Source organism: Halomonas sp. AOP27-A1-41, from assembly GCF_052378605.1.
GTDB lineage: Bacteria > Pseudomonadota > Gammaproteobacteria > Pseudomonadales > Halomonadaceae > Vreelandella > Vreelandella citrativorans.
Window position 1 is genome coordinate 100,537 of the sequence record NZ_JBQSXT010000006.1, and the last position, 20,018, is coordinate 120,554.

The following is a 20,018-nucleotide window of genomic DNA, read 5'->3' on the forward strand; positions in this document are numbered from 1 at the left end:
TGAGTTTGCTTGCTATGAATAGCCAATATCGTCAACCACTGCCAGGCACCAGCCTTGATTACTTTAATGCGCGCCAAGCCGTTGAGGATATTCAACCAGGAGCCTACGCCACGCTCCCTTACACATCGCGCGTGCTGGCAGAGCAATTGGTACGCCGCTGTGATCCTGAGCTTCTCACCGATGCCCTTAAGCAGCTCATTGAACGCCGACGCGACCTGGACTTCCCTTGGTATCCTGCGCGGGTGGTATGCCACGATATTCTAGGCCAGACGGCGCTGGTTGATTTGGCCGGGCTGCGCGATGCCATCGCTGAGAAGGGCGGTGACCCGGCCAAGGTCAATCCCGTTGTCCCCACCCAACTGATTGTTGACCACTCGTTGGCGGTAGAGCATCCGGGTTTTGAAGAGGGGGCTTTTGAAAAAAATCGCGCCATTGAAGACCGGCGCAACGATGACCGCTTCCACTTTATCAACTGGACCAAAACGGCTTTTGAAAACGTTGATGTTATCCCGCCTGGCAACGGCATCATGCACCAGATCAATCTGGAGAAAATGTCGCCGGTAGTGCAGAACCGGGACGGCATTGCTTATCCCGATACCTGCGTGGGTACCGATAGCCATACCCCCATGGTGGACGCGCTTGGCGTTATTTCAGTCGGCGTGGGTGGCCTGGAAGCTGAGAGCGTCATGCTTGGTCGCGCTTCCATGATGCGCTTGCCCGATATCGTCGGGGTAGAGCTGACCGGGAAGCTGCAGCCAGGAATCACGGGCACCGATATGGTGCTGGCGATCACCGAGTTTCTGCGTAAAGAGCGCGTGGTCGGTGCCTATCTGGAGTTTTACGGCGAAGGCGCCGATGCGCTGACGGTTGGTGATCGTGCCACGATTTCGAACATGACGCCCGAGTATGGTGCGACGGCGGCGATGTTCTATATCGACAGCCAAACCATCGATTATTTGAAGCTCACCGGTCGTGAAGATGAGCAGGTGGCGCTGGTAGAAACCTATGCCAAGCACACCGGCCTCTGGGCGGACAGCCTGACGCAGGTTGAGTACGAGCGGGTGCTGAGCTTTGATCTTTCATCGGTTGCGCGGACGTTGGCAGGGCCTTCCAACCCACATGCGCACCTGCCGACCTCCGAGCTGGCTCAGCGCGGTATTGCGGTAGGGCTCGATGCTGCGCGCGAAGAAGAGAAAGCGGGCAAAATGCCTGATGGCGCCGTTATTATCGCCGCCATTACCAGCTGCACCAATACGTCCAACCCGCGCAATATGGTGGCGGCTGGGTTAATTGCGCGCAACGCCAACCGGCTCGGCTTGTTGCGTAAACCCTGGGTAAAGTCATCCCTGGCGCCTGGTTCAAAAACGGTCAAGATGTATCTGGAAGAAGCCGGTTTGATGAATGAGCTGGAGGATCTGGGGTTTGGCGTGGTGGCTTATGCGTGCACCACCTGTAACGGCATGTCGGGTGCGCTTGACCCTGTTATTCAGCAGGAAATTATCGACCGGGACCTTTACGCCACGGCAGTGCTTTCCGGTAACCGCAACTTTGATGGGCGGATTCACCCCTACGCCCAGCAGGCCTTTTTGGCCTCGCCGCCATTAGTGGTTGCTTACGCCATTGCAGGCACTATTCGCTTTGATATTGAAAAAGACGTGCTGGGGATCGACCAGGCGGGGAATCCCGTTGCCTTGAAGGATATCTGGCCAGCGGATGAAGAGATCGACGCTATTGTGAAATCCTCGGTGAAGCCCGAGCAGTTCCGCCAGACCTATATCCCCATGTTCGATATTGATAAAAGCGCGCGTGCCCAGGTTAATCCGCTATATGACTGGCGCCCCCAGAGTACCTACATTCGTCGCCCACCTTACTGGGAGGGCAATATGGCGAAAGAGCGTACCTTGAAAGGCATGCGCCCGCTGGCAATCTTGCCGGACAATATCACCACCGATCACCTATCGCCTTCCAACGCCATTCAGCTTAACAGCGCGGCGGGTGAGTATTTGGCGAAAATGGGCCTGCCGGAGGAGGACTTCAACTCCTACGCGACTCATCGCGGCGATCACCTCACCGCCCAGCGCGCTACCTTTGCCAATCCCAAGCTGTTTAACGAAATGGTCCGCGATGAAGAAGGCAACGTCATTCAGGGGTCGCTGGCGCGGGTCGAGCCAGAAGGTGAAGTGACCCGCATGTGGGAAGCTATCGAAACCTACATGGCGCGTAAGCAGCCGCTGATCATTATTGCTGGCGCCGATTATGGCCAAGGCTCATCAAGAGACTGGGCTGCCAAAGGGGTGGCGCTCGCGGGTGTGGAAGCCATTGCTGCTGAAGGGTTTGAGCGTATTCATCGCACTAACCTGATTGGCATGGGCGTAATGCCGCTAGAGTTTGAGCCGGGAACCACGCGCACGACATTAGGCTTGGATGGCACCGAAACCTTTGATGTTGAAGGGGCTGTATCGCCAGGCGCGATGCTTACGCTGGTGATCCATCGTCAAAACGGGGGCAGCGAGCGCGTAGCGGTCAAATGCCGCCTGGATACCGCCGAGGAAGTATCAATTTACGCCGCCGGTGGTGTGCTGCAGCGCTTTGCCCAGGACTTCCTCGAGTCAACGGCTGCGTAAGTGCCGGGTTATTTTTCGGAGTGAACAAGATGACTGATGTCGCCAACGCCCGCCATGTGCCGCAAATAAAAATCCCCGCCACCTATATGCGTGGCGGCACCAGCAAAGGCGTGTTTTTTAAATTAAGCGATTTACCCCAGGCTGCTCAGGTGGCGGGAGAGGCGCGTGACAAGCTGCTGCTGCGTGTGATTGGAAGCCCCGACCCGTACGAAAAACAGATTGACGGTATGGGCGGCGCGACCTCAAGCACCAGTAAAACGGTCATTCTTTCCAAAAGCCACTCGGCTGATCACGATGTGGATTATGTGTTTGGCCAAGTATCCATCGATAAGCCCTACGTGGATTGGAGCGGCAACTGCGGCAATCTTTCGGCGGCGGTAGGCCCATTTGCCGTAGCGAACGGGCTGGTTGATCCGGCACGTCTGCCTGAAAACGGTGTGGTCGAGGTGAGAATCTGGCAGGTCAATATCCAGAAAACTATCGTATCGCAGGTGCCCATCGTGAATGGGGAGGTTCAGGAGACCGGCGATTTCGAGTTGGATGGCGTGACCTTTCCCGCCGCCGAGATTCCCGTGGCTTTTATGGACCCGGCTGACGGCGAGGGGGCGATTTTTCCCACCGGCAACCTGGTGGATGACCTGAATGTGCCGGGTGTGGGTATTCTGAAAGCTACCCTTATCAATGCAGGTATCCCCACGGTGTTTATTAATGCCGCTGATATTGGTTACCGCGGTACCGAGCTGCAAAACGCCATCAATGGCGACGGTAAAGCATTAAGCATGTTTGAGACTATCCGTGCCCATGGCGCTGTACGTATGGGGTTGATAGGGGATGTCAGTGAGGCTGCGAGCCGCCAACATACGCCCAAGGTAGCGTTTGTTGGGCCGCCAGCTGATTATGTTTCCTCAAGCGGTCAGGCTGTTAACGCTGGTGATATCGATCTGGTGGTGCGGGCGCTTTCCATGGGTAAATTGCATCACGCCATGATGGGCACTGCCGCCGTGGCAATTGCTGCTGCCGCTGCGATAGACGGTACGCTGGTTAATTTGGCGGCCGGAGGCGGAAAGCGCCAGTCCGTTACGTTTGGCCACCCGTCGGGCAGTTTGCGCGTTGGCGCAGAGGCCAACCTGGTTGACGGGCACTGGCAGATTGATCAGGCCATTATGAGTCGCAGCGCGCGCGTGCTAATGGAAGGTGCGGTACGCGTACCGGGCGACAGCTTTTAACTCACTGCATTGATCGGGAGGCGACTCCATGAATGTCACAGCGGAGATAAACGAGCGGCCAGAATACGATGATGAGCTACAGCTAATCGCTGATTATGTGCTGAGCTTTGATACTCCCTCGTCGGCGGCACTGTCTACGGCTCGTTACTGCTTAATGGATACGTTGGGCTGTGGGCTTCTGGCGCTGCGTTTTCCAGAGTGCACCAAGCATCTTGGCCCGCTGGTAGAAGGTACCCAGGTTCCATTTGGGGCGCGTGTGCCGGGCACTTCGCTACGCCTTGACCCGGTAAAAGCGGCCTGGGATATCGGCGCAACTATCCGCTGGCTAGATTATAACGATACCTGGCTTGCCGCCGAGTGGGGGCATCCCTCTGACAACCTGGGTGGCATCCTGGCGGTTGCCGATCACCTGTCGCAAAAGCGGGTTGCCCAGGGGGATGCGCCTCTGACGATGCGTGATGTGTTGAATGCCATGATCATGGCGCATGAAATTCAGGGAGTGTTGGCCCTGGAAAACAGCTTCAACCGGGTGGGGCTGGATCATGTACTGTTGGTGAAAGTGGCTTCGACGGCGGTGGTTGCCAAGCTAATGGGCGCTACGCGCGAGCAGTTGCTGGCTGCGCTTTCCCATGCGTGGGTAGACGGCCAGAGCCTGCGCACCTACCGACATGCACCCAATGCCGGGCCGCGCAAAAGCTGGGCGGCTGGCGATGCCACTTCCCGAGGCGTTCGTCTGGCAGATATGGCATTACGCGGTGAGATGGGCATCCCCAGCGCGCTCAGTGCACCGCAATGGGGGTTTTACGATGTGTCCTTTAGCCATAGTAATAAAGACCTGAGCCTTAAACCTGAAGCAGAGCGGCGCCTGCGTTTTCAGCGTGAGTTTGGGTGCTATGTTATGGAAAACATTTTATTCAAAATTGCTTTCCCGGCGGAGTTCCATGCCCAAACCGCCTGCGAAGCGTCCGTGCTTCTGCACGCTCAGGTAAAAGAGCGCTTGGCTGATATTGAGCGCATTGTGATTACCACACATGATTCAGCGATTCGGATAATTTCCAAAACCGGAGCGTTGGCTAACCCCGCTGACCGCGATCACTGCCTGCAATACATGACGGCCGTGCCGCTTATCTTTGGCTCGCTTACCGCCGAACACTATGAAGACAGCTTTCATGCGGCTCATCCGCTAATTGATGTACTGCGCGACAAAATGGTGGTCGAGGAGGATAGCGACTATTCAGCGGCTTACCACGACCCGCAAAAGCGCTCTATCGCGAATGCGGTACAGGTCTTTTTCCGTGATGGTAGTGCAACAGACAAAGTTGCAGTGGAGTATCCGATAGGCCATCAGCGTCGTCGAGAAGAGGGAATGCCGCTATTGGTTGATAAGTTTGAGCGCCATCTCGCCACCCGTTTCCCTGCATTTCGCTGCGAAAAGATTAGCCAGCTCTGCGGCAATCAAGCGACGCTTGAAGCAATGCCGGTGGATCAATTCATGTCACTTTGGATGATTTAAAAGTTTGCCTAGTCACGAGGTCACGGGCAGTAATGCGAAAGAGAGAGGAGTCGTTAGGTGAGCTTTTCAATATTGGGTATGTGATAAACACTTGCCCGGCAAACAGCTGCTGTGCTGCCGCCGGGCAATAGTAATCCTGCTATGTTGCAGGGCTTACTGCAAGGCTTAGTCTTCGAGTGCGATTTGGTCGCGCATGCGATCTACGGTTGCTGCGCCGATGCCGCTGACGCGCGTTAAATCATCAATACTTGCAAATTCTCCATTGGTATCACGCTCTTCGATAATGGCGGTAGCGCGGCTTGGTCCAATGCCGGGAAGCTCGCTCAACAGCTCGGCATTGGCGGTATTGACATTGATAGGCGCGACGGCTTGAGCCAGTGCGCTACTGGATAATCCCAGACTTAAACTAAGTAACAGGGCGGCAAACAAGCTTTTTAATGTCATGTTCATTACGCGTATTGTTCCTTCTTGACGATAAAGAAAAGTAGCACAACCGGGCACTGTACTAACGAACACTGCATTAACGGGTGCCTTGACTAACTTAACGCGTTCGCTGTTGGATTGTTGTCAGTGATGTACGACACTGTTTGTAGGATTTTCGCTTGTACTGGTTAGCAAATAGCTTACAAGCGGGTCGTGTTGGACTGATATAATGCTTAAAAATGCGTATGGAGTAGTGTTGTGTCTGAATCCCCGTTGATTATCGCGCTTGATTACCCGTCACTTGACGCCGCCTTGTGCATGGCGGACCAGCTAGACCCCGCCCGGTGTCGTTTAAAAGTAGGTAAAGAGCTTTATACCCGCAGCGGCCCGGCTATCCTTGAAGCGCTGCATGGGCGCGGGTTCGACGTGTTCCTTGACCTCAAGTTTCATGATATTCCCAATACGGTGGCGGGGGCTGTTCAGGCCGCAGCAGAGCAAGGCGTCTGGATGGTGAATGTGCACGCCAGCGGTGGCCGCAAGATGATGGAGGCAGCCGCCGAGCGTTTGGTTAGTCAAGGTTTAGACACGCACCTTATCGCTGTTACCGTATTAACCAGCCTCCAGGAAAGCGACCTTTACGAAGTGGGGTTAAACGTTTCGCCCGCCGAACAGGTGGAGCGCTTGGCGCTGTTGACCCAACAAAGCGGCCTGCACGGCGTTGTATGCTCAGCCCAAGAGGCGGCACATTTAAAGGCTGTGTGTGGTGAGTCGTTTTTAAAAGTAACGCCCGGTATTCGGCCGAGTTTTGCCGCCGTTAACGATCAGCAGCGTATTATGACGCCGAGCGAAGCGATGCAGGCAGGGAGTACACATTTGGTGATAGGGCGGCCTGTTACTCAGGCGTCTGACCCCATGGCGGCGCTGGCGGCTATCGAAGCAGAGCTTCAGTAGCACGATATGTATGTGGCTACTCGCCCTCTACACCGGTAATCGGCTTGGTAGTGCCCCAGCGGCGGCAACTGGGGCACTGCCAGGCAAGGGCATCACTTGTAAAACCACAGCGCCTGCATTGATGGCGTGGACGATCTTTTAAAAGCGCATCCGTGTGGTATTTAAGCAGTGATAAGCGAGTGTCCGGCGCCGTTCTTCCACTTAGCTTCTGGCTTTCGACATACAGATCCAGCAGATAGTCCAACCCGCCAAGGCTCGGCGCATCACGTAGCCAGTTTCCGGTTAACTCAATGGCGGTATCCACGCCATCCCGCTGGTGAATAAGCTCGCCGAGCGTCACGATAACGCTGGTGTAAGGTGCCTGGCCCAGTAGACGGTATAAGTGCTTCTCCAGACCTGCTATATCGTCGTTACGCGCATAGGCCCGCTGAAGGGTTGGCAGCATGGTTGGGATATGCGCGGCATCCTGTTCAGGAATATGGTCAAGACGTTCTATCGCGCGGCCATAGTGGCCGTTATCCATCTCAAGATCCGCCAACAGTAGTGTGGCGCGAATGCAACGTTCATCCAGCAGTAAGGCTTTTTTTAGATGCTTTTTCGCGAGCGCACGGCTGGATTGTTGGATCTCTTCTATGGCCAGCTCGCATAGCCAGTGTGACGCTGGGCGCCGCATACCTGGGTGCTGCTTTAGCAGGGGCTGGATCACCTCTAAAGCGGTTTGCCACTCCTTTTCGCGCTCCAGAAGATCCACCAGTAGCTGCTTGGCCGCATAGCGGCGATCATCGTCGGTGGATTGCTCAAGCAGCGAGTGCAGCAGTCTCTGGGCACGGTCATGAACACCTAGCGCTATAAAATCGCGCGCAAGCTCAAGCTGGATGCGTTCGTTGGTGCCATGCGATAGGGCCGGGCGTGCGAGCAGGTTTTGGTGAATACTGACGGCTTTGTCTGCCTCGCCACGCGTGCGAAAGAGCTTACCCAGCGCGATATGGGTATCTACCGTATCGCTATTAACATCAAGTGCACTGATAAATGTGTTAATGGCTTCATCGGGTTGCTCATTCAGCAGGTAATTTAACCCAACGAAATATTCGCGCGACAGTTGAGAAGGCGGCGCTGTTGGCGCTCGCCGGTGGTGCTGGGCAGCGTATCGAATGCCTAGCCCGAAGCCTATGGCAATCGCTACCAATAGTAGCCCTAGCAGCATGACATCATGCATTTACGCTAGTTCCTTAAACTCCTGGGTGCGTAAACGATCAAGCTCTTTGCGCTGCTGTTTGTTATGGCGCTCGCTGCGTGCAAGACGTGCTTTCAACCGTACGTATACCCCCATCATTGCGAGCATGCCGAGTATGACGCCAAACGTTAATGTCGCCAGCAGCCATACCGAGAGTGTGATGGGGGGGAGTTCAACCCAGATCAGATTCAAGGCAATGGTTTGCTGATTGTTGACGGCAAACAAGATGCCTACCAGTAGAACAACCAGCAAAATAATGGCGAGAATCAGCCCTTTAATCCAACGCATGAGAGTTTCCTAGTCAGTGACGTTCGCAGTATGACCCTATTGTGTATGAGTCTTGGCGCGACGTCATCCCACAGTCACAGATTATCAAAGTATGGTGGCTTCGGGCTCTGTGTTAGTAACCCAGCGCACGACTGGCATCTACCTGTTCGCGCAGCTCTTTGCCGGGCTTAAAGTGCGGTACATATTTACCGTCCAGCTCGACCGGATCGCCCGTTTTGGGGTTACGGCCAGTACGCGGCTCACGGAAATGCAGTGAGAAACTGCCAAAGCCACGTATTTCCACACGACCGCCGCTGGAAAGAGCGTCCGCCATATCATCCAGTATAATACGTACCGCCGTCTCGACTTCTTTGGCGGATAGCTCCGGTTGACGCATCGCGATTTGTTCGATTAGTTCAGATTTTGTCATCGGTTGGCTCCCTGTAAACGGTGAAGGCTGCCGTTAATAATAGCGGCTGACCTTGATAACCTCGAATTCAGCATACTGTGCAAATTGATATTAAACAATTCAGATAAAACAAGGTACTAGACTGAATAACAGCATAGGCGAAGCTTGGCGCTGGCGCGACCCTTTAGCTTAGGTATACTGACGCTTCATTTTACCAATGAAAGAGGCTGACCTTGAACGACGATACATCCCCAGCAGCCGTGCTACGTAAGCGACTCTACTGGCATTCGCGTCGCGGTATGTGGGAGCTTGATCTGTTGCTGATCCCGTTTTTAGAAAAACGCTTTGACACACTTAGCGAAGAGGAGCAGTTGATTTATCAGCGCCTAATTGAAGAAGAAGACCAGGACTTGTTTGTTTGGCTCATGCACCGTGAATGGCCTGAAGACCCAGCGTTAAAGCATATGGTGAAAATGATCGTTGAGCATGCAGAAAACACCGATAATTCTGCCTATCGTACCCTCTAAAACGGCAGGCCTGCTTCACTCGGGTTTGGCGATGGGGCTCTGTTCGTTGAGCTACTGGGTATTGGGGCTTTGGGTAGGCAGCGGCATTACCCTTGTCATCAGCCTTTTGCTATGGCGTACTCTGCATAGGCAAGTCCATGGCGTGCTTTATCTAAGCAAGCGTGATACGGCTATTTATGGCCGTTGGCGAAAGCCCTATGGAGAGCTGAGCGATGAAGTGGTGGTTCGCTGTGATTACCTGGGGCCTTGGTTGGTGGGCTTGTGGGTGGGGCCACAGCGGCTCTGGCTGTGGCCCGATAGTTTCTCTCGTCATCATCACCGTTTGTTGCGCCGCTTATACCACCGTGCCGGGCATTAAATCCGCTAGCGTTAAACAAGAAATCGCAGGGGCGGGAAGGTGAGACGGCCAATCCATAGAGTAATGTAGCCCGCGTGATTCATGCCGTTTCGATGCAGCGATAACGGTTAGTTGAGCCAGCCTGATTGCTTGACGTAACTGCATGTACTCAGGTTGAAACTGGCCGGCTCCTAAGCGTTCCAAACGCTTATCCAATAACGCCAACTGCTCATGGGCGGCAGCCAATCCTGAGTTGCTGCGTACAATCGACACCTGTTGGCTCATCGTGGTACGTAGCTCGTGGCGCCATTGAGCCAGTAGGTCCTGCTCTTCAACGCTTAATAACCGGGCGGACGGTGGTAGGGGCGTAATGGGCGGCGCGTGCCATTCGTTGAGATGTTGTTCTCGAAGTGCGCTTGCACAGCTACGCGCATACACCAGGCACTCCAATAGTGAGTTGCTGGCCATGCGGTTGGCACCATGTAGGCCGGTACAGGCAGCTTCACCGACTGCATAAAGCCCCGGTATGCCTGTCGCGCCCTGATGATCGGTGGTAATGCCCCCGCAGCTATAGTGGGCGGCGGGGACGACGGGGATGGGTTGCTGGATGATATCAATCCCGCGTGAGGCGCAGTGTGCCAAAATGGTTGGGAAGTGGTGGTGAATGGCTTTTTCACCAAGGTGGCGGATATCCAGCCATACGTGCCCTTGGGTGCTTTGCTGAATTTGAGCATCGATGGCTCGCGCAACAACGTCCCTGGGAGCAAGTTCTGCGCGAGGATCAATGGCTGGCATAAACCGCTCACCGGCTTCATTGAGCAAGTAACCACCTTCGCCACGTACGGCTTCGCTAATTAAAAACGCGGGGCCGTCAGGATCATACAGGCTGGTCGGGTGAAACTGCTGAAACTCCAGATTCATTAATCGCGCGCCAAGCTCCGCAGCCATCATCATGCCTTCGCCGCTACCGGGGGTAGGGGTTGTGGTATGGCGATAAAGGCCGCTAGCGCCCCCGGTGGCTAGCGTGGTGTAAGTCGCGGTGAGTGTTTGCCGTTGTCGCTCTGTATCGATGCCATAGGCACCTGTGCAGTGCCCGTGGCAGTTTTGGAGTAACCCTAAAATAGTGATATCGCGGCGCAGGGTAATATTGGCATGCGCGGCGACTTTGTCTTGCAGGGTATCTACCACAGCGCGTCCCGTGGCGTCGTCAGCATGAATAATACGCCGGGCGTTATGGCCGCCTTCACGGGTCAGGTGATACGGATAGCAAGCGTCAGGGGCGGGGTCCGGGGTAAAGTGTACCCCTCGATCAATTAACCATTGGATGGCCGCCGGGCCGTGTGTAACGGTAAAACGTACAGCCTGCTCATCACATAACCCGTCACCGGCTACAAGTGTGTCACGAATATGCGCTTCCAGGTTGTCTTCGGGGGAGAGCACCGCTGCAATGCCACCCTGGGCCCATCGGCTGGCGCCTTTATCATTGTGGGCTGGATTTACCAGTGTCACCGACAGGTGGTCGGCAATGTCCAGGGCGAGGGTTAACCCGGCGACGCCGCCGCCAATAATTAATACATCCGTTGTTGGCGTGCTCATGCGGCCCGCTCCTTGTTTTTGCTATCTGGCGCTATGGCGCATAAAAGGTAAGCGCATAGCGTAGTCATTAGTCGTTGACGATGTATAGACGCAAAAAAATCCGCGTCGATCAAAATGATCTCGCAGATAATAAAGTCATAAGGGAAGATAAAAGCAATGGTGCCCGGAGCCGGACTTGAACCGGCACGGAGTTACCTCCGAGAGATTTTAAGTCTCTTGCGTCTACCAATTTCGCCATCCGGGCAGTGCAATTGGTGTATCGTTGCACTTAACACAAAAGTGGAGGCTGGAGTCGGAATCGAACCGGCGTACACGGAGTTGCAGTCCGCTGCATAACCACTCTGCCATCCAGCCTAAAGAGTCGATGGAGCGGGAAGATAGATTCGACCGGGCTGGCGTTCCAGCTCTCGACCTAACCTGCTTGCCGCACAATCCAAGTTGGAGCGGGAAAAGAGATTCGAACTCTCGACCCTCGCCTTGGCAAGGCGATGCTCTACCACTGAGCTATTCCCGCTCGACTCGAGGGCGAATTATACGCATCGTTGAGCGGTTGTCAATCCTCAATGATGCAAACATCCCCTTCGAGGAATCAACTGCTTACATGGAGCGGCTAAGGTGCGGCCAGGCAGCCTTTAAATATTGGATCATGGACCAAAGCGTTAAGGCCGCAGCGACGTACAGCACTACCACACCCAGCAGGGCGATTTCATGTGTGGGCGGCAGCGCCAAAAGGATCAGCAGGGCCACCATCTGGAGCGTGGTTTTAAGCTTGCCTATCCAGGAAACCGCGACCAGGCCCCGCTTGCCCATTTCTGCCATCCATTCGCGTAGGGCCGATATCACAATTTCACGGCCAATAATGACAAGCGCAGGCAAGGTCAGAATGAGTGTATCGTAGCGCTCAATCAACAGCGCGAGTGCCACAACGACCATTAGTTTGTCGGCCACTGGGTCTAAGAAAGCGCCAAAGGGTGTTGACTGATTCCAGCGGCGGGCCAAATAGCCATCTAGCCAATCGGTCATCGAGGCTAGCGCAAAAAGGCCAGCCGCCAGCGGCATGCTCCAGTTAAAAGGCAAGTAGAACAGCACAACGAGCAAGGGAATAAAGGCAACTCTTGCCAGTGTAAGTACGTTGGGTATATTCATCGCGGCTGGCGATCCTTACCGGAGAGTCATTAAATTCGAAATGTAGTAAAGGCTATTCTATCCGCCTTAGCGACTAGCATCTATGCCCAATGGTGGTTTATCCATTCAGGGCCAAATAAATACTCTCTGCAAGTGCGGCACTAATGCCTGGGACTCTTGCCAGCTCGGCGCGGCTCGCTTTCTGCACACCTTGCAATCCGCCAAAAAAACGTAACAACTCACGGCGCCGTTTAGGGCCAATGCCGGGAATGTCTTGCAGCGTAGAAGTGCGCCTGGCCTTGTCGCGCTGGGCTCGGTGGCCTGCAATTGCAAAACGGTGCGATTCATCCCGAATATGCTGAATCAAGTGCAGAGCAGGGGAAGCGGGGTCCAAGGGAAGTGGGTTATCCGATGTTTCCAAAAAAAGTGTCTCAAGCCCGGCTTTGCGTGTGGTGCCTTTGGCAACGCCTAGCAAAATGATCGTGGTAATGCCGAGTTGGTTGAGCACCTCGCGGGCCATATTAAGCTGACCTTTGCCGCCATCGACAATCACAATATCCGGAGCGATGGCTTCGCCGCTTTCTACGCGTTTCAGCCTTCGCGTCAGCGCTTGCTGCATGGCGGCGTAATCATCGCCCGCCGCCACGCCTTCTATGCGGAAATGGCGATAGTCGCTCTTGCGCGGCCCTTGATGGTCAAAGACCACGCAGGAGGCCACGGTGGCTTCACCCTGGCTATGGCTGATATCGAAACACTCAAGCCGTTCGGGCATGGATTCAAGGCCCAGCGCTTTCTGAAGCGCTGCAAAGCGCTGGGTGAGCTGTGTATGGTTCGCCAATTGAGACGCTAACTGCTGCTCAGCATTGGTCATCGCCAGCTGCTGCCACTGGGCGCGATGCCCGCGTACCTGGCTTGTCACACGAATACGCTTGCCCGCTTGCTGTGTGAGCGCCTCGGCAATCAGGTCGCTGTCATCCAGCACATGACTGGTAATGACTTCACTGGGCACGTTATGCGGTTGGCCAAAATAGTACTGGCTCACCACCTCGGTCAGTAGGGCTTCTGGGGAAAGGTCCAGACCGTTTTTGGGCGCATGGTGGCGGGCGCCGAGCATGCGTCCATCGCGAACGCTTAACACCGAAACGCCTAGCGCGCCTGGCCGTTGGGCGAGCGCGAAAATATCGGCATCGCCGTTCTGGTTATCGACAAATTGGCGCTGCTGTAGCTGGCGTAATTGCTGTATCTGGTCACGGAAGCGGGCAGCCTCCTCAAAATCCAGGTCTTGGCTGGCGGCTTCCATCGCCTCGGTCAGCGCTTGGGTTACGTGCTCACTTTTGCCTTCCAGACACATAACGGCGTGTTCAACGTCGCGGCGGTAATCCTCTTTTGCAATGTAGTCTACGCAAGGGGCGCTACAGCGCTGGATTTGATGCTGTAGGCACGGACGAGAGCGATGGGCAAAAACGCTGTCTTCGCAGTTGCGAATGCGGAAGATTTTCTGCATGAGTGACAGACTTTCGCGTACCGCGCCGCTGCTAGGATAGGGGCCCAAGTAGCGGCCGTCGTCACGCCGTTGACGTGCGCGTTTATATTCAAGTCTGGGATAGTTGTGGCGGTCGGTGACGAAGATAAACGGGTAGGACTTATCATCCCGTAATAAAATATTGTAGGGCGGGCGAAGCTCCTTGATCAGGGTTTGCTCAAGTAGCAGTGCCTCGGTTTCGCTGCGGGTTACGGTGATTTGAATATCCGCAATCCGTGCCACCATCGCCTGCGTTTTAGTGTTCAACTGGCCACGAAAATAGCTGGCAAGGCGGGCTTTTAAGCGTTTCGCTTTGCCTACATAGAGCGTATCGCTGTGTTCGTCAAGCATACGGTAAACGCCGGGGGAGGTGCTTGCCGAGCTTAAAAACTGTTTTGCATTAAATGTCATTGCACCGTATCGAACGCCGAGGAGTGGCTAAGGATGTTAGGTTTATCCCTGACTGGCGTCAAAGCCATCCACTAGCCCATGACGTAGTGCCAGGTGTGTCAGTTCGACATCGGTGGCCACCTGAAGTTTATCAAATAGCCGATAGCGGTATGTATTCACGGTTTTGGGACTCAAATGCAAACGGTCAGAAATATCCTGAACGCGCTGACAGTTGACGATCATTAATGCAATTTGTAGCTCGCGATGGGAGAGGTGGCTAAACGGGTTGTCTTCGTTAGTAAAGTGAGACAAGGCCAAGCGCTGGGCTATCTCTTGGCTGACGTAGCGACGACCATGAAATACCTGGCGGATCGCATCGGTCATTTCTGTTGCGCCGGCGCCCTTGCTTAAAAACCCGGATGCGCCAGCCTCCAACATGCGGCGTAGTACACTGTCTTCCATGTGCGCCGTTAAGATCAGTACCTTGATATCTTCCATCGTACGATGGATGCGGCGCGTTGCTTCCAGCCCGCCTATCCCCGGCATGCGTATGTCCATCAGGACAATGTCCGGTTTTAAATGACGGCACTGGGTGACTGCGCTTTCGCCATCGTCGACCTCACCGACAATTTTGATATCGCTCTCTTCATTTAGCAGATGAGCAATACTGGTTCTTACCAGATGATGATCATCGGCGATTAGAACGTTGATCAAGGGGGCTGGCTCCTGCGTGGAAACATAGTGGGCTCAGAAGGTAGCCTCTGACGCTGACCCATAGAGTGCCACAGCTGACTATAAAGTAGAATTAGCAAACGCGTATTTGAATGGTTTCTTGACCTTGGTCCGGTTTCATAATAGCATGCGCCTCGCTTAGTCCGTAAGGGCGACGGCATTGGGGCCTTAGCTCAGCTGGGAGAGCGCAACACTGGCAGTGTTGAGGTCAGCGGTTCGATCCCGCTAGGCTCCACCAGAATTAATCGAAAAAGCCTCGCTATTCATAGCGAGGCTTTTTCGTATGCGTGTATCAATGGCTCTTGGGTGATGGTTGCCTAAAACTCGCCATCTGATGCAAGCCATCAATATCAATAGCCACCAAACAGGGTTCTTTGGTGGCTATTGATGCGGGTTTATTCGCTAATCTGGCCAAGCAGTAAAAACTCGATTAACGCCTTTTGCGCGTGTAAGCGGTTTCCAGCTTCTTGCCATACCACGGTGCGGGGGTCATCAAGCAGCGTATGGCTGATCTCTTCGCCACGGTGTGCAGGTAGGCAGTGCAAGAACAGTACATCGCTTTGCGCCTGATCCAGCATGGTTTCTGTGACCTGGAAACCGGCAAAATCCGCTTCACGCTTGGCCTGCTCTTCCTCTTGACCCATGGACGCCCAAACATCGGTGGTCACCAGGTCTACGCCCTGAACGGCTGCCTGCGGGTCGTGCATTAGTGTGACGTGATCCCCAGCGGCCTCCATGATGTCGGCGCGTGGTTCGTAGCCTTTCGGGCAGCAAATGCGCAGATGGAAATCAAACTGGCGCGCCGCGTTAATCCACGAGTGACACATGTTGTTACCGTCGCCAATCCAGACGGCGGTGCGGCCCTTAACGCTTCCGCGTAGCTCGGTCCAGGTCATCACGTCGGCCAGTAGCTGGCAGGGGTGATAGTCATCGCTTAACGCGTTAATGACGGGAACGCTGCTGGCGCTGGCGTAGGTTTCAAGGCCTGCATGAGAGAAGGTGCGGATCATAACGGCATCGACCATCTCAGAAAGCACGCGAGCGGTGTCTTCGATTGGCTCGCCGCGCCCTAACTGAGTGTCGCGCGGAGATAAGAACAGCGCGTGCCCGCCAAATTGCGCCATGCCGGTTTCAAACGATACGCGTGTACGTGTCGACGATTTTTCAAAGATCATCGCCAGCGTTCGGTTCGCCAGCGGCGCATACTCCGGCCCGTTGGCTTTAAGATCTGTTTTAATTTTAATGGCACGCTGAATCAAATAACTCAGTTCATCAGGCGTCAAATCCAGCAGGGTAAGGAAATGGCGTGTCGCCATGGTTGCTTCTCTCCGCGTAAAAACACCATCCTAGCGAGGCGGCGGGGGATGCGCAACGCGAACGGCACGCGTAGAATGGCCTCCAAAGATTAAGGCCGAGTACCGTACTCAGGTATTAAGGCAGGCGTCAGGCGCCTGGGTGATCTACGGTTTATTTCGTGCGTATACTGACCTTCGTTGCGCTAGTTCTTTACTTAAGGAGTACTTTTATGAGCACAACAGCCGAAAATATTCAGCGTCAAATCAGCGAAAATCCCATTTTGCTTTACATGAAAGGCTCGCCTCAGCTGCCGCAGTGTGGCTTCTCAGCCCAGACGGTCCAGGCCTTGATGAACTGCGGTGAGCGCTTTGCGTTCGTTAATATTTTGGATAACCCGGATATCCGTGCTGAGCTGCCTAAAATCGCCAATTGGCCTACTTTCCCGCAGCTGTGGGTTGAAGGTGAGCTGGTCGGTGGCTGCGATATTGTCGTGGAAATGCATCAAAACGGCGAGCTCGAAAAGCTGGTTAAAGAAGCTGCCCAGCGGGCAGGTGCGGAAGATGGTGCAGATAACGCCTAACGATAACGCCTAACGATAACGCCCGAGTTCCCCGCTCGGGCGGTTGGCGGGCTGCGGCGTAGCCGCTAGAATGGCGTTTTATCACGCATTGTGGCACCTGCTGTTATTGAAAGATGCATCATCAGGACAGCCCGCCGAAGGAAGTATTGCTCAATGAGCTATCAGGTTCTGGCCCGCAAGTGGCGACCACGTACATTCCACGAACTCGTGGGTCAGGCCCATGTTCAGCGCGCCTTGGTCAATGCGCTTGACCAGGGGCGTCTTCACCACGCCTATTTATTTACTGGCACCCGCGGTGTCGGTAAAACCACGCTTGCACGTATATTGGCCAAATGCTTGAACTGCACGGCTAACGGGCGCGGCGATGAGGGCATTACCTCAACACCGTGTGGTCAGTGCGATAGCTGCGTAGCCATTGATGAAGGGCGTTTTGTCGATTTGATCGAAGTCGATGCGGCGTCGCGCACCAAGGTAGAAGATACCCGCGAATTACTGGATAACGTGCAGTACGCGCCCACCCAGGGGCGTTACAAGGTGTACCTGATTGATGAGGTGCACATGCTTTCAACCAGCAGTTTTAACGCGCTATTGAAAACGCTGGAAGAGCCGCCCCCTCACGTTAAGTTTCTGCTTGCCACTACGGATCCGCAAAAGCTGCCTGCAACGGTGCTGTCGCGCTGCCTTCAGTTCACGCTTAAACACATGCCGCCTGAGCGAGTTGTTGAGCATCTCACCTATGTACTGGGTGAAGAGGGCGTGGCCTTCGATGAAAGCGCGCTATGGCTATTAGGCAAAGCAGCTGAAGGCTCAATGCGTGACGCCATGAGTCTGACCGACCAGGCGATTGCCTTTGGGCAGGGCGCCGTCCGCCATGTCGATGTAGCGGCGATGCTGGGAACCCTGGATCACCGGCATATTTTAGCGCTGGTAAGCGCGCTGGCGGATGTAGATGTGCAGCAACTGCTGGCTGAAGTAGCACAATTGGCAGAACAGGGCCCTGATTTTGCTGCCGTGCTAGACGAGCTGTCGGCTATTTTGCACCGTCTTGCCGTTGCCCAAATGGTGCCGGACGCCGTGGATAACAGTCATGGTGATCGAGAGGCTATTTTACAGCTCGCCAGCCGCTTTACCGCTGAAGATATTCAGCTCTACTACCAGATAGGGCTTCAAGGCCGAGGCGATATGGCACACGCGCCTGACTTGCGCAGTGCGCTGGAAATGACGCTACTGCGCATGCTGGCATTCCGGCCGCAGGGCGTGCCCAAGCCGCCCCGCACGCCGCTACCGCTGCGTGCTGAGCCAACAGGGTCGGAGGGAAGTCAAAGCGTGGGGCAGAGCGCAGCGCCAGCCAGTACGGCGACTCAGTCACCTGCTTCAGCCTCGGCCAGCAATTATGTTCAATCAGAGCCCGAAGCGTCTGCCGCGTCTGCGGTTAGCTCTCTATCCGATGCTCCCGTAACTGGGGCTGGGGATCAGCCAAAGGCAGACACAGACTATATAGACACGCCGCAAGCAGAGCTCGAAAAAAAACATGCCCAGCAGCCAGCGCCTGATGCACGTGTTGAAGGGGAAGCGCTTGGCGATAGTCCCGAAATACGGATGGGTTCAACAGGGTATAAAGCAGACGATAACGAGGCAGCTGCCGCGGATAGCCCAATGCCGCCGCCATGGTCGCTTGATGACGTAGAGCAAGCCGAAGCACATGAAAGCGGCCAAGCGGAAGTGCCTTCGCCAAGTGTTCGCAAAGCACCCGCTTCAGAGGCTGTGTTGGCTTCAGCGCCGGTATCAACCTCTGAGTCAGAAGCCGTGCCAGCCCCTGAGCAGACAGCGCCCATCGCTGACATCGGCAATGAAGTGCTGGACCATGCAAAATGGCTGCTATGCTTTGATTCTTTAGGCTTGGGCGGCTTAACGCGCAGTTTGGCGGCGAACTGTCTGCTGGAGAGCGACGATGGCAATACGTTGACGCTGCGCTTGGATCCAAGCCAGGCGGCCATGCAGGCAGAGATTCACAAAACGCGCATCGAACGCGCATTAAGTGAACAAGGGGTGCCGCGCCGGGTCGAATTCGTGGTGGCCGAGCTGTCGACACAGAGTGAGACACCGCGTCAGCGCGAAGAGCGGTTGAATCAAGAGCAGCATGCGCAGGCTGTTGATCTCTTGAACCACGATCCCAATATACAGAAGTTACAGCAGGCGTTTGGTGCGACGCTGATAGAATCAACCGTCAAGCCCGCGGCCGCCAAGCGTTAGCACTGCACCGGATACTCGTTTTTTAACAACCCCGTCTTTAATTAGCCAGGAGAGAACACCATGTTGAAAGGTGGAATGGGCAACTTGATGAAGCAAGCCCAAGAGATGCAGGAAAAAATGCAGCGCATTCAGGAAGAAGCCGCTCAGTCAGAAGTATACGGTGAAGCCGGCGCAGGCATGGTTAAAGTCACCATGAACGGACGCCATGACGTGAGCCAGGTCAGCATCGATCCAAGCGTAATGGAAGAAGATAAAGAGCTGCTTGAAGATCTTTTAGCCGCCGCGGTGAATGATGCTGTACGTAAAGTTGAAACAAACTCTAAAGCTCGGATGGAAGAAGCAACGGCTGGATTGAACCTGCCGCCTGGTTTCAAGATGCCGTTCTAAGTAATGCGATTCTCTCCTCTTATTGAACAACTGATGGATGCGTTTCGTGTGTTGCCAGGGGTTGGGCCGAAGACGGCCCAACGTATGGCAATGCATTTGCTTGAGCGTGAGCGGGCAGGCGGTCAGCGTCTTGCTTCGGTTATTCAAAAAGCGATTGACGAGGTCGGCTACTGTCAGCGCTGTCGCACACTGACCGAAGCAGATATTTGCGCGATATGCGAAACGCCTCGCCGCGACGATGCCTTATTGTGTGTGGTTGAGTCACCCGCTGATCAGCTGGCGATTGAGGAAGCGGGCGGCTTTCAGGGCCGCTATTTTGTGCTTCATGGGCACTTGTCGCCTCTGGATGGTATCGGTCCTGACGCGATTGGGCTTGAGCAGTTGGAAACGCGTGTAGCAGAAGGCCATATCGAAGAAATTGTACTGGCGACCAACCCAACCGTCGAAGGTGAAGCAACCGCGCACTATATCGCCGCTCAATTGGCCCACTACGGCGTGAAGTTTTCACGTTTAGCTTATGGTGTTCCTATGGGTGGTGAGCTTGAGTATGTCGATGGCGGTACCTTAAGCCGTGCGTTTAATGGCCGACAGCCCTTTACCAGCGATTAACCCATCAACATTGCAAG

General features: G+C 54.8%; 19 protein-coding genes and 4 tRNA genes. 11 read left to right on the plus strand and 12 right to left on the minus strand.

Translation table 11 applies throughout. The features are described 5' to 3' along the window. Nucleotides 1-14: 14 nt before the first annotated feature. Genes acnD through prpD form a run of 3 tightly spaced genes read left to right on the plus strand, consistent with a single transcriptional unit; the run spans nt 15 to nt 5,363 of the window. On the plus strand, nt 15-2,624 hold the full coding sequence (gene acnD / locus ACT3TC_RS06240; protein WP_444639496.1) for a Fe/S-dependent 2-methylisocitrate dehydratase AcnD: 2,610 nt from the start codon (nt 15-17) through the stop codon (nt 2,622-2,624). Nucleotides 2,625-2,653: 29 nt separating this feature from the next. After that, nucleotides 2,654-3,850 (plus strand): 2-methylaconitate cis-trans isomerase PrpF, encoded by a 1,197-nt coding sequence (gene prpF, locus ACT3TC_RS06245; protein WP_444639497.1) that lies wholly within the window; start codon nt 2,654-2,656, stop codon nt 3,848-3,850. 28 nt (nt 3,851-3,878) lie between these two features. Beyond that, nucleotides 3,879-5,363, plus strand: a complete 1,485-nt coding sequence (gene prpD / locus ACT3TC_RS06250) for a 2-methylcitrate dehydratase (RefSeq protein WP_444639498.1) — start codon at nt 3,879-3,881, stop codon at nt 5,361-5,363. 165 nt (nt 5,364-5,528) lie between these two features. Here the strand turns inward: prpD and ACT3TC_RS06255 are convergent, their stop codons facing one another. Beyond that, complete coding sequence (locus ACT3TC_RS06255; protein WP_444639499.1) at nt 5,529-5,813, minus strand: ComEA family DNA-binding protein; 285 nt, start codon at nt 5,811-5,813, stop codon at nt 5,529-5,531. 231 nt (nt 5,814-6,044) lie between these two features. Here ACT3TC_RS06255 and pyrF point away from each other — a divergent pair, with 231 nt between their 5' ends. Then, entirely contained in the window at nt 6,045-6,737 is a 693-nt protein-coding gene (gene pyrF, locus ACT3TC_RS06260; protein ID WP_444639500.1) for an orotidine-5'-phosphate decarboxylase, read from the plus strand. A 16-nt stretch (nt 6,738-6,753) separates the two neighbouring features. Here the strand turns inward: pyrF and lapB are convergent, their stop codons facing one another. From lapB to ACT3TC_RS06275, 3 genes are all read right to left on the minus strand, one after another. Continuing rightward, the gene (lapB, locus tag ACT3TC_RS06265; protein WP_444639501.1) at nt 6,754-7,953 is read right to left on the minus strand and encodes a lipopolysaccharide assembly protein LapB; all 1,200 of its coding nucleotides are present in this window, start codon (nt 7,951-7,953) and stop codon (nt 6,754-6,756) included. After that, on the minus strand, nt 7,954-8,259 hold the full coding sequence (locus ACT3TC_RS06270) for a lipopolysaccharide assembly protein LapA domain-containing protein (RefSeq protein ID WP_087106669.1): 306 nt from the start codon (nt 8,257-8,259) through the stop codon (nt 7,954-7,956). It abuts the gene before it with no gap. Between the two features lie 112 nt (nt 8,260-8,371). Then, a complete protein-coding gene (locus ACT3TC_RS06275) occupies nt 8,372-8,668 on the minus strand; it encodes an integration host factor subunit beta (RefSeq protein WP_444639502.1) in 297 nt (98 codons plus the stop codon). Between the two features lie 212 nt (nt 8,669-8,880). Here ACT3TC_RS06275 and ACT3TC_RS06280 point away from each other — a divergent pair, with 212 nt between their 5' ends. Together ACT3TC_RS06280 and ACT3TC_RS06285 are read left to right on the plus strand one after the other, a co-directional pair. Further along, entirely contained in the window at nt 8,881-9,174 is a 294-nt protein-coding gene (locus ACT3TC_RS06280; RefSeq protein WP_441678765.1) for an FAD assembly factor SdhE, read from the plus strand. Further along, a complete protein-coding gene (locus ACT3TC_RS06285; protein WP_444639503.1) occupies nt 9,134-9,532 on the plus strand; it encodes a hypothetical protein in 399 nt (132 codons plus the stop codon). Before ACT3TC_RS06280 ends, ACT3TC_RS06285 begins: the two co-directional genes overlap by 41 nt. Here the strand turns inward: ACT3TC_RS06285 and nadB are convergent. The 7 genes from nadB to uvrY all read right to left on the minus strand — a co-directional run bounded on the left by nadB (nt 9,509) and on the right by uvrY (nt 14,858). After that, entirely contained in the window at nt 9,509-11,107 is a 1,599-nt protein-coding gene (gene nadB, locus ACT3TC_RS06290) for an L-aspartate oxidase (protein WP_444639504.1), read from the minus strand. The two genes, ACT3TC_RS06285 and nadB, sit on opposite strands and share 24 nt — an antisense overlap. A gap of 157 nt (nt 11,108-11,264) precedes the next feature. Continuing rightward, nucleotides 11,265-11,351 (minus strand) — tRNA-Leu (locus ACT3TC_RS06295). Nucleotides 11,352-11,387: 36 nt separating this feature from the next. Further along, a tRNA-Cys gene (locus tag ACT3TC_RS06300) sits at nt 11,388-11,461 on the minus strand. A gap of 85 nt (nt 11,462-11,546) precedes the next feature. Continuing rightward, nucleotides 11,547-11,621 (minus strand) — tRNA-Gly (locus ACT3TC_RS06305). A gap of 83 nt (nt 11,622-11,704) precedes the next feature. Continuing rightward, entirely contained in the window at nt 11,705-12,253 is a 549-nt protein-coding gene (gene pgsA, locus ACT3TC_RS06310) for a CDP-diacylglycerol--glycerol-3-phosphate 3-phosphatidyltransferase (RefSeq protein WP_087106661.1), read from the minus strand. 97 nt (nt 12,254-12,350) lie between these two features. Beyond that, nucleotides 12,351-14,165 carry an excinuclease ABC subunit UvrC gene (gene uvrC, locus ACT3TC_RS06315; RefSeq protein ID WP_444639505.1) on the minus strand — a complete coding sequence of 605 codons (1,815 nt, stop codon included), beginning with the start codon at nt 14,163-14,165 and terminating at the stop codon, nt 12,351-12,353. 42 nt (nt 14,166-14,207) lie between these two features. After that, nucleotides 14,208-14,858: a UvrY/SirA/GacA family response regulator transcription factor gene (gene uvrY / locus ACT3TC_RS06320; protein ID WP_087106657.1), complete on the minus strand. Its 651-nt coding sequence runs from the start codon at nt 14,856-14,858 to the stop codon at nt 14,208-14,210. Between the two features lie 180 nt (nt 14,859-15,038). Between uvrY and ACT3TC_RS06325 the strand changes: the two genes are divergently transcribed. Further along, nucleotides 15,039-15,114 (plus strand) — tRNA-Ala (locus ACT3TC_RS06325). A 157-nt stretch (nt 15,115-15,271) separates the two neighbouring features. On the opposite strand, the gene argF is transcribed toward ACT3TC_RS06325, so the two are convergent. Further along, nucleotides 15,272-16,192, minus strand: coding sequence for an ornithine carbamoyltransferase (gene argF / locus ACT3TC_RS06330; RefSeq protein ID WP_444639506.1), 921 nt, complete (start codon nt 16,190-16,192; stop codon nt 15,272-15,274). A gap of 209 nt (nt 16,193-16,401) precedes the next feature. Between argF and grxD the strand changes: the two genes are divergently transcribed. The 4 genes from grxD (at nt 16,402) to recR (ending at nt 20,001) form a co-directional block, all read left to right on the plus strand. Beyond that, complete coding sequence (gene grxD, locus ACT3TC_RS06335; RefSeq protein WP_172117071.1) at nt 16,402-16,752, plus strand: Grx4 family monothiol glutaredoxin; 351 nt, start codon at nt 16,402-16,404, stop codon at nt 16,750-16,752. 153 nt (nt 16,753-16,905) lie between these two features. Next, nucleotides 16,906-19,005, plus strand: coding sequence for a DNA polymerase III subunit gamma/tau (dnaX, locus tag ACT3TC_RS06340; protein ID WP_444639507.1), 2,100 nt, complete (start codon nt 16,906-16,908; stop codon nt 19,003-19,005). A 60-nt stretch (nt 19,006-19,065) separates the two neighbouring features. Beyond that, the gene (locus ACT3TC_RS06345) at nt 19,066-19,392 is read left to right on the plus strand and encodes a YbaB/EbfC family nucleoid-associated protein (protein ID WP_172117069.1); all 327 of its coding nucleotides are present in this window, start codon (nt 19,066-19,068) and stop codon (nt 19,390-19,392) included. A 3-nt stretch (nt 19,393-19,395) separates the two neighbouring features. Continuing rightward, nucleotides 19,396-20,001, plus strand: a complete 606-nt coding sequence (gene recR / locus ACT3TC_RS06350; RefSeq protein WP_172117068.1) for a recombination mediator RecR — start codon at nt 19,396-19,398, stop codon at nt 19,999-20,001. The last annotated feature ends 17 nt before the right edge of the window (nt 20,002-20,018 follow it).